The organism is Micromonospora sp. NPDC048868 (assembly GCF_043198195.1).
GTDB lineage: Bacteria > Actinomycetota > Actinomycetes > Mycobacteriales > Micromonosporaceae > Micromonospora > Micromonospora reichwaldensis.
Genome location: NZ_JBICUN010000020.1, coordinates 19,371 through 28,429, shown reverse-complemented (window position 1 = coordinate 28,429; position 9,059 = coordinate 19,371). Strand labels below are relative to the sequence as shown.

Sequence of the window (9,059 nt, the reverse complement as noted above, 5' to 3'; positions counted from 1 at the left end):
GGCGGCCGCGCGGGGGGCCCCCCCCCCCCGGGCCGCACGCCGGCTCCGCGCCGGTGTGACGCGAGCGCCGGCGTGACGCGGGGGGCGGCGCGATCGGGGGCGTGACGCGAACGGGGGCGTGACACGGGGGGCGGCGTGATCGGGGGGCGGGCCACGGGGGAGCGGCGTGATCGGGGGCGTGACGCGGGAGAGCGGCGCGAACGGGGCGTGACACGGTGACGTGCACGGGGCGGCCTGTCGGCGGACATGGCGGCACCCCGGCCGCCGACGCCGTTGCGGGCGCCGGCGGCCGGGGTGCCTCGTGGCCGACCGCGGGTGACGCGGCGGTGGGGAGCGCCGCCCGAGGGGTACGCGGTGCTCCGCCGGGGGCGGGTCAGGCCGCGTACACCTCGGCCCGGTTCTCCCCCTGGGCCTGGCGTTCGCTCGCTGCCTTCCGGCTGTCGAGCAGGGCCAGGAGCACCGGTGGGTCTATCTTGGACACCTCCTTGAGGTGTGCGTCCGCGGTCAGGGTCTGCCGGCCGCGGACGACCAGCGGACCCACCGCGGACACCATCATGCTGTCCTGCTGGAGCCGGAGCACGTCGCCGGAGACGGAGTGGCACAGCAGGTACCAGGTGCCGTCGGGCACGTTCACGAAGCGGTAGACGCCCGGCGACTCCATGATGGCGCAGCGTGCCGGCGGGCCCTCGGGGATGCGGTGCTGGAACAGCCCCATGAAGATGAGCCCGGGCACCGGCCCGCGGGCGGGGGCGGTGACCTGCCCGGTGATGGTGCCCTGCGTCTGGCCCGACGGGCGTTGGGTGGGGATGCGCGGGGTGAAACCGCCCATCCGCCGGTACGTGGTGGGTGGCAGGCCGACGCTCTTGGTGAACCTGGTGCTGAACGTGCCGACGCTGTTGTAGCCCACCCGGAGGCTGATGTCCGTGACGTTGAGCCTGGTCGTGGTGAGCAGCCGCTTGGCCTCCTGCAGGCGGATCGCGGACAGGAAGCGACCGGGCGAGATGCCGGTGACCCGCTGGAAGATCCGCGTGAAGTGGAACTTGCTGAACATGGCTGCGCGTGCCATGTCGTCCACCGTCAACTGCTCCGATAAATTGCTGCGCATCGTGTCGATCGCTCGTTCCACTGCCTGCTCTGCGCTGTCGTGCATTTGTCTCCCCCGGATTGCGGACAATCCCAATGTGTGGATGTGGCGAATTGGGCCGAGTCATTTGGGAGCATCGACCGCCACTATTCCCCGCTAACCGCAGTCGATGCTAGCCGAGGCCGGACGGCCGGTCAACACGTTCTGCGTTCGGAGAGTAGCGCGGAGTGACGAGGGGGGGCTTATCAATTCTTGCCCAGAATTGGCACGTGCCACTGTACGTTCCGGATGAAGATCGCTAAGATTGCTCTTCGTATTGTGGAACTCGCCAGTATCCGCGCCGCCTCCTATCAATCCTTAGCGTAATTTTTCGGACATCGGCGGCGCGTTCCGATGCGTGGCGATCAAGCTCCCCGGCGCCCTCGCCGCCGGCGTGTCCGATCCGCCGTGGATGAGCATCGATCAATGGCTAGCGATCGATCTCTATGGCAAGATTGCCCAAACGTTCGCCAGGGCGGAGGACGCGTGCGTATCTCGGAGCTCAGTCGACAGAGTGGCGTGTCGGTCCCGACGATCAAGTTCTATCTGCGTGAGGGACTGCTTCCGGCGGGCCTGCCCACCGGTCGCAACCAGGCGGACTACAGCGAGCGGCACCTGCGCCGGATCCGACTGATCCGGACCCTGAGCGGGATCGCCGGGCTCGACCTCTCCTCGGTCCGGGAGATCCTGGCGGCCATCGACGACGACGAGGTCAGCCTGCGCGACGCGTACCAGGTGCTGGACCGCGCCCTCTACCTCGACGGATCGGAGACGCTGGGCAGGGCCGCCGTGGACTGCGCACGCACGGAGGTGGCCGAGTTCGCCGACACGCTCGGCTGGTCCCGCGAGACCAGTGCCTCCGGCGGCGAGGTGCTGGCGCAGGTGCTGGCCGGGCTGCGCAGCCTCGGCTGCGAGGCCGACGCCCCCTTCTTCCTCTCCTACGCCCGCGCCGCCGAGCAACTCGTCGTCGCGGAACTCGACCTGCTCGCCGGCGACGGCGGCACCGGGAAGGGTCCCGCGATCGTGCGCAGCGTCCTGTTCGGGGTCGCCCTGTCCGCCCTGCGCCGCATGGCGCACGAGCACCATGCCGCCCTGCGATTCCCGCTGAATGCGGTTGAGTGCGGGCCTGGAACGGGTGAGATGCCGGATCCAACCGGCCGGTAACGTGTGTGCCCTCCTCGGCCACTGAGCAACTTTTGAGAAGAACTCAAGCCGTGCTCCCGCGACCATAAGTGGGCCGGCGGCGACTTTCGCGGCCGGTTCACCAGGCATCGTGAAGGGACCGCACGCCATGCCTCGATCGGCTGAGAATGGGCAGCGCCGGCCACGTACGCCGTAGCGCCCCACGTGAGTGAATGCCCTGTTCCTGCGGCAATGAACTGCCGATGGATGACAGCGAAAAAATTGTCGCCGGGACAATTCACTCCATTTCTCGGTCGATGACACTGCCCGTCGCCAGACCCGGCCGCACGGCGAGATCAGCCGCTGCACGGCACGGGTGGTGGCCCAATCTGGAGGGGAACCCCTTGCCATCCCAACCCGTCGGCGCCATCCGCCGAATCATTCCCGCTGTCTTCGTGCTGGTCCTCGTGGCCGCGTTCTTCGCCGTCGCCCGGCTGCCCAGCGCGTCGGCCGAGGAGCGTCAGACGCTGGCGTCGCGGTTCGGCTTCACCGAGCTGCCGATCGCGCTGCCGCCCGGCCTGCCCGAGCGCTCCGTGCGACCGGTCAATCCCGAGTACGAGCACATCCGCGCCTGGGTGTCGTCGGTCGGCGCCGCCGTCGCGGCCAACGACCTCGACGGCGACATGATCGCCAACGACCTCTGCCTGGTCGACACCCGCAGCGACAGCATCATCGTCACGCCGTCGCCCGACGGGCCCGCCCGGTACGCGCCCTTCGTGCTGGACCCCGCGCCCCTGCCCACCCACAAGTCGATGGCGCCGATGGGCTGCGTGCCCGGCGACTTCAACGGCGACGGCCGCACCGACCTGCTGGCCTACTACTGGGGCCGCACGCCGGTGCTGTTCCTGCACCGCGCCTCCGCCACAGGGCCGCTGACCAAGGCGACCTTCCACCCCACCGAGCTGGTCGGTAAGCCGTCCGCCTCCTCCAGCGGCGAGTACCAGGGCAAGTTCTGGAACACCAACGCGGTCGCCGTCGCGGACTTCGACGGCGACGGCCGGCCGGACATCGGCGTCTTCAACTACTTCCCCGACAGCCAGGTGCTCGACCCGGCCGGCCAGCCGAACGTCGAGATGAACCACTCGCTGTCCCGCGCGCAGAACGCCGGCGGGGCGCACGTGCTGCGCTGGACCGCCGCCACCAGCGGCGACAAGCCGACCGCCACGTACGTCGAGCAGTCCGCCATCCCGCCGCAGTACGCCACGGGCTGGACCCTCGGCGCCGGTTCCGCCGACATCGACGGCGACCTGCTGCCGGAGCTGTACCTCGCCAACGACTTCGGCCGGGACCGCTTCTTCCACAACGTCTCCACGCCGGGACAGATCCGCTTCGCGATGGCGGAGGGCCGCCGCGGCGCGCTCACCCCGAAGTCCATGGTGGTCGGCCACGACTCGTTCAAGGGCATGTCCATCGAGTTCGGCGACCTCGGCGGCACCGGCAAGTTCGACATGTTCGTCAGCAACATCACCACCTCCTGGGGCCTGGAGGAGAGCAACTTCGTCTGGCGCAACAACTCGTCGAGCCTGGCCGACGCCCGCAAGCGGTTGAGCGAGGGCAAGGCCGTCTTCGACAACAAGGCCGCCGAGCTCAACATGGCCTGGGTCGGCTGGGGCTGGGACGCCAAGATCGCGGACTTCGACAACAGCGGCGAGATGTCGGTGGTCCAGACCGCCGGGTTCGTCAAGGGCAAGATCAACCGTTGGTCCTGGTTGCAGGAACTGGCCATGAGCAACGACCTCATGCTCCGCAACCCGGCCATGTGGCCCAAGGCCGAGCCGGGCGACGACATCGCCGGCTCCGAGCCGTTCGCGTTCTGGGTACGGGAGAAGAACGGGCGCTACGCGAACATCAGCGCCGAGCTCGGCATGACCGACAGCACCCCGAGCCGGGGAGTGGCCGTCGCCGACACCAACGGCGACGGGGGCCAGGACTTCGCGGTGGCCCGCCAGTGGGGCGCCCCGTCCTACTACCGCAACGACAAGCCGGGCAGCGGCAACTTCCTCGGCCTGCGCCTGTGCCGCCCCGGTGAGGACGGCCGCGGCACGCCCGCGTACGGGGCCCAGGTCCGGGTGAAGACCGCGGACGGTCGTACCCGCGTCGCCCAGCTCGACGGCGGCAGCGGTCACTCGGGCAAGCGCAGCTTCGACGTCTTCTTCGGTCTCGGCGACGCCGGCGCCAAGCCGGTCTCGGCGGAGATCGCCTGGCGCGACCTCAACGGTGCCGTGCACAAGCAGACCCTCGACCTCGCCGCGGGCTGGCACACGATCATGCTCACGGACAAAGCCCAGGAGATGCCGAAATGACCGACGTCCGAGACAGCGCCCGTACCGGCAGTGACGTGCGGGGGGTGGGAGGCACCGCGGTCGCCGACGCCCCGGTCGGCCCGGCGCCGACCGTCACCTTCGACCGCAACGCGGCGGTGGCGGCCACGACCGGGGCGCCCCCGCGCATCGACCGGCGCGACCCCCGCTACCTGGCCCTGCGCAACTTCGCCCTCTCCATGAGCATCTTCAACATCCTCGGCTACACGGTGCTCGGCTTCGAACAGCCCTGGACCTGGCCCTTCTTCGCCCTGGCCATCGGCTACGCCACCGAGATCGTGGTCGAGCTGGTCACCGCACGGGCGAACAAGCGCCGCCCCGCCTTCTTCGGCAACGGCGCCTGGGGGATGTACACGTTCCTGCTGCCCACCCACATCACCGCGCTCGCCGCGAACATGCTGCTCTACGCCAACGACAACTTCTGGCCCATCGCCTTCGCGGTGGTCGTCTCCATCGGTCAGAAGGCGATCTTCCTGGCGCCGATCAGGGGCCGCATGCGGCACTTCATGAACCCGTCGAACTTCGGCATCACGGTGACCCTGGTGGCGTTCTCCTGGGTCAACATCGCCCCGCCGTACCACTTCACCGAGGACGTGCCGGACATGATCCGGATCCTCGTGCCGCTGGTCATCCTGACGGCCGGCACCGTGCTCAACGGGGTGCTCACCAAGAAGATCCCGCTGGTCGTGGGCTGGGTCGGCGGCTTCGTCATCCAGGCGCTCGTGCGGCACTTCATCTGGGACGTCGCGCTCTGGGCGGCCCTGCTACCGATCACCGGTGTCGCGTTCGTGCTGTTCACCAACTACATGATCACCGACCCGGGCACGACACCCACCTCGGGCCGGGCCCAGTTCATGTTCGGCGCGAGCGTCGCCGGCGTGTACGGCGTGCTGATCGCCTTCAACGTCGTCTACACGCTCTTCTTCGCCGTGACGATCGTCTGTCTCGCCCGGGGCCTGCTCTGGTGGGGCATCTGGCTGCGTGACCGCTCCCGGCGTGCGAACACGCCGGAGGTGCGGCCCGCCGTCACCTGACGCACGGGCGGTCCGTCGCCGGCGCGGCCCCGGGTGGGCGCGCCGGCGACGGACCTCGTTCCGACCGACCCGCATGCAGAGAGGAGAGCGAGGCGATGAGCGTGCACCACAGCCCGAAGGCCCCACCGCGAGGTGTGCCGCCGGAATCCGTACCCCGGCGGGTGGCGCGCCCCGGACGGACGGCGGTGATCAGCGCCGCGGCGGGCGTGCTGCTCGCCGTGCTCTGGTCGTTCGAGCTGGTGGACTCGGTGATCGGTGACACCGTCGCCGACACCCTGCTGGGCCACGACGCGAAGGGCACCGCCATCACCGGCACCGCGGCGGGGCTGCTGTTCGCCTTCGTGTCCGGCTTCGCCGGGACCTTCACCGCCTGCAACATCGCGATGGCGGCCTCGGTCGGCCCGATGAGCCAGGCCGGCGCGGCCGGGCACCGCCACGGCGTACGGTCGCTGCTGCGGCCCGTCGCCTGGTTGACGGTCGGCATGCTGGCGGTGTCGGCGACCTACGGCGCGCTCGGGGTGCTCCTCGGCGAGCGGCTGCCGCAGCTGTCCACCGACACCGTCGGCGGGATGCCCGTACGCCTGATCCAGTCGTCGGTGGTCTTCGGCCTGATCGGCCTCGCGCTGACCTATCTCGGGCTGGCGGCCCTCGGCCTGCTGCCCGACGTCTTCGCGCGCCGGCCGGTGGCGCGGGTGGTCGTCATGGGCGCCCTGGTCGGGGGGTTCCTGGTCGGCCGGCCGTACCCGCTGTTCAACAAGCTGTTCCACTGGGCCGTCGACACCGGCAACCCGGCGTACGGCGCGCTCGCCTTCGCCCTCCAGTCGCTGGGCAACGTGCTGATCGTCGCGGCGCTCTTCGCGGTCCTGATCCTGGCCAGCCGGGGCCGGTTCCTCGCCTGGATGGCGTCGCCGCGGCGCGCCGCGACCGTGACCGGCGCGCTGCTGGTCGCGCTGGGCGTCTTCACCGTCGTGTACTGGGACCTGCGCGTGCCCGCGATCTTCGGGGTGGGCTGGTTCCCGACGATGCCGTACAACTGAGCGGCGCGACGACCGACGGCGCCCCCGGTCCGGGATGGACCCGGGGCGCCGTCGGCTCGGTCAACGGGCGTTGCCGGGCACCGGCCCCGGGGCGCCCGCGAGGCTGCCGGTGCCGGCCGTGGGCCGGGCGCGCCCGGCGGTCGCCGCCAGCCAGCCGGTCGTGATCAGCAGCAGGGCCGCGATGTAGGTGGTCATCACGGCCAGGCCGTGGCCGGGGATCCGGGAGCCGGCGGCGTCCATCCCGATCAGCAGGTCGGAGACCAGGAACAGCCCACCGCCCAGGGCCACCCGCCGGGAGACGCCGGCCGCGGCGGCGGCCATCAGGCTGAGCGCGAGGCTGTAGCCGAGCACCGGCAGCCGCAGCGGGCCGAGGGAGTTCCACAGCACCAGGTTGGCCGCCACCCAGCAGGCGAGGTAGGCGGCGACCGCGACGACCGGCGGGCGCCGGTGGCGCAGGAAGGCGGTCAGGAAGGCCACCTGGGTGCCGAGGAAGCAGCCCATGCCGACGAGGAACGCCGTGTCGCCGGAGACCAGCAGCGCGATGTCGCCGCCGGTGGCGAAGACCAGCCCGACGGCCACGGGGTCGACGCGTCGGCGTGCCCGCAGCAGGTGGACCAGCAGCACCGGCGCGAGCAGGGGCTTGGCCAGCCACTGCAGGAGGGTCGAGTCGGTCGCCACGCCGATCAGCTCGACGGCGGCCACCACGCCGAACAGCCAGAGGATCATCATCGGGCCACCGCCGGCTGCGCCTGCGGGGTGGGCTGCCAGCCCGGCCGGCCGAACACGTGGCCGAGGCGGTGTCGCCAGGACGAGGCGGCCCGGGCGTCGGCCCAGATCGCCCGGTACTCGTGCGTCGCCACCCGCAGCGGGTTGTACGTGCCGACGTTCTTGGTCAGGCCGTAGCGGACGGTGGCCCGCTCGGGCTCGAAGGTGCCGAACAGCCGGTCCCAGACGATCAGGATGCCGCCGTAGTTGCGGTCGAGGTACTCGGCGTTGGCGCCATGGTGGACCCGGTGGTGCGAGGGCGTGTTGAAGAACCACTCGACGGGCCGGGGCAGCCGGCCGACCCGCTCGGTGTGCAGGAAGAACTGGTACAGCAGGCTGACCGACTGCTGGAGGAAGATCATCCAGGGCGGGATGCCGAGCAGGGCCAGACCCAGCCAGAACGGTACGGACGTCATCGGGGTCCAGCTCTGCCGCAGGGCCGTGGAGAGGTTGAAGAAGACGCTGGAGTGGTGCACCACGTGCCCGGCCCAGAGCAGCCGCACCTCGTGGTGGGAGCGGTGGAACCAGTAGTAGGCGAGGTCGTCGGCGAAGAAGAGCAGCACCCACGTCCAGACGCTGGTGGGGGAGAGCTGGATCGGCGTGAGGGTGTACGCGGCGGCGTAGAGGCCGACGGTCGCCAGCTTCCACGGCACGCCGATGACCTGGCTGCCGGCGCCCATGGTCAGGCTGGTGGCGGTGTCGCGCAGCTCGTATCCGCGTTCGCCGTCGTCGGGGGCGAACCGGTAGGAGAGCGCCTCGACGACGATGAGGAGCAGGAACGCCGGTACGGCGTAGAGCACGGCGGGGATCATGCCCGGGCTTCCCTTCTCGGTGCTGCGGCGGGGGTGGTGAGAGGTGCGGTGAGCAGGGCCCGTGCCTCGCGGGCGGCGTCGGCGGACCGGCCCGTGACGACGGCGTCGGCGAGCCGGCGGTGGCCCGCGACGTCGAGCAGTTCCGCGGCGCGCCGCTGCGGCGGCACCTCGCCGACGGCGAGCGCGCCGGCCACGAGGCTGTTGAAGGCCAGCAGGTAGGCGGTGTTGCCGGAGCCGGCGACGATGTGCCGCCAGAGCACGATGGTGGCCTCGCCCATTTCGGTGAGGTCCGGCGCCAGGCCCGCGTACTCCTCGACGGCCCGCAGGATCGCGGCCCGCACCGCCGGGTCGCCGCGCTCGGCGCAGAGCCGGGCCGCGTCGACGCCGATGCAGGCCCGCATCTCCAGCATGTCGCGGACCAGGGTGTCCACCGGGAGGGTGTCGTGGAAGCGGGTGAGCGACAGGGCGAGGTCGAGCCCGGCGTGCACCCGCCAGTCCAGCACCCGGGTGGCGCCGCCCTGGCTGACCCGCACCAGGCCGAGCTGCTGGAGGCGGCGCAGGGCCTCCCGCACGGCGTGCCGGTTGACCCCGAAGGTGGCGGCCAGCTCCCGCTCGCCGGGCAGCGCCTCGTCGGGGCGGTAGACGCCGCTGACGATCGCGTCGCGGATCTGGCCGAAGACGTGGTCGGAGACCGAGGAGCGGGGGACGGGAGCGAACGTCATGCCGTGGAGTGTGGGGCAGACCACATCAACCCGTCAACTGGTTGGACCACTCCGATCGGCTCT

8 protein-coding genes are annotated in these 9,059 nt (G+C 71.0%); 4 read left to right on the top strand and 4 right to left on the bottom strand.

Features of this window, described 5'->3' with window-relative positions:
- Nucleotides 1–373 precede the first annotated feature (373 nt).
- The gene (locus ACGFNF_RS25200) at nucleotides 374–1,150 is read right to left on the bottom strand and encodes a helix-turn-helix domain-containing protein (protein WP_393171152.1); all 777 of its coding nucleotides are present in this window, start codon (nucleotides 1,148–1,150) and stop codon (nucleotides 374–376) included.
- A gap of 459 nt (nucleotides 1,151–1,609) precedes the next feature.
- Here ACGFNF_RS25200 and ACGFNF_RS25195 point away from each other — a divergent pair, with 459 nt between their 5' ends.
- The 4 genes from ACGFNF_RS25195 to ACGFNF_RS25180 all read left to right on the top strand — a co-directional run bounded on the left by ACGFNF_RS25195 (nucleotide 1,610) and on the right by ACGFNF_RS25180 (nucleotide 6,697).
- A complete protein-coding gene (locus ACGFNF_RS25195; RefSeq protein WP_357580953.1) occupies nucleotides 1,610–2,287 on the top strand; it encodes a MerR family transcriptional regulator in 678 nt (225 codons plus the stop codon).
- Nucleotides 2,288–2,700: 413 nt separating this feature from the next.
- Nucleotides 2,701–4,608 (top strand): CRTAC1 family protein, encoded by a 1,908-nt coding sequence (locus ACGFNF_RS25190; protein ID WP_357580955.1) that lies wholly within the window; start codon nucleotides 2,701–2,703, stop codon nucleotides 4,606–4,608.
- Entirely contained in the window at nucleotides 4,605–5,660 is a 1,056-nt protein-coding gene (locus ACGFNF_RS25185; protein WP_357580954.1) for an enediyne biosynthesis protein, read from the top strand. Before ACGFNF_RS25190 ends, ACGFNF_RS25185 begins: the two co-directional genes overlap by 4 nt.
- Before the next feature lie 95 nt (nucleotides 5,661–5,755).
- The gene (locus ACGFNF_RS25180; RefSeq protein ID WP_357580922.1) at nucleotides 5,756–6,697 is read left to right on the top strand and encodes a hypothetical protein; all 942 of its coding nucleotides are present in this window, start codon (nucleotides 5,756–5,758) and stop codon (nucleotides 6,695–6,697) included.
- A gap of 60 nt (nucleotides 6,698–6,757) precedes the next feature.
- On the opposite strand, the gene ACGFNF_RS25175 is transcribed toward ACGFNF_RS25180, so the two are convergent.
- Genes ACGFNF_RS25175 through ACGFNF_RS25165 form a run of 3 tightly spaced genes read right to left on the bottom strand, consistent with a single transcriptional unit; the run spans nucleotide 6,758 to nucleotide 8,996 of the window.
- Nucleotides 6,758–7,426: a lysoplasmalogenase gene (locus ACGFNF_RS25175; RefSeq protein WP_393171149.1), complete on the bottom strand. Its 669-nt coding sequence runs from the start codon at nucleotides 7,424–7,426 to the stop codon at nucleotides 6,758–6,760.
- Nucleotides 7,423–8,274 carry a sterol desaturase family protein gene (locus ACGFNF_RS25170; protein WP_357580920.1) on the bottom strand — a complete coding sequence of 284 codons (852 nt, stop codon included), beginning with the start codon at nucleotides 8,272–8,274 and terminating at the stop codon, nucleotides 7,423–7,425. The genes ACGFNF_RS25175 and ACGFNF_RS25170 overlap by 4 nt, the downstream gene beginning before the upstream one ends.
- Nucleotides 8,271–8,996 (bottom strand): FadR/GntR family transcriptional regulator, encoded by a 726-nt coding sequence (locus tag ACGFNF_RS25165; RefSeq protein ID WP_393171146.1) that lies wholly within the window; start codon nucleotides 8,994–8,996, stop codon nucleotides 8,271–8,273. The genes ACGFNF_RS25170 and ACGFNF_RS25165 overlap by 4 nt, the downstream gene beginning before the upstream one ends.
- Nucleotides 8,997–9,059: the final 63 nt, after the last annotated feature.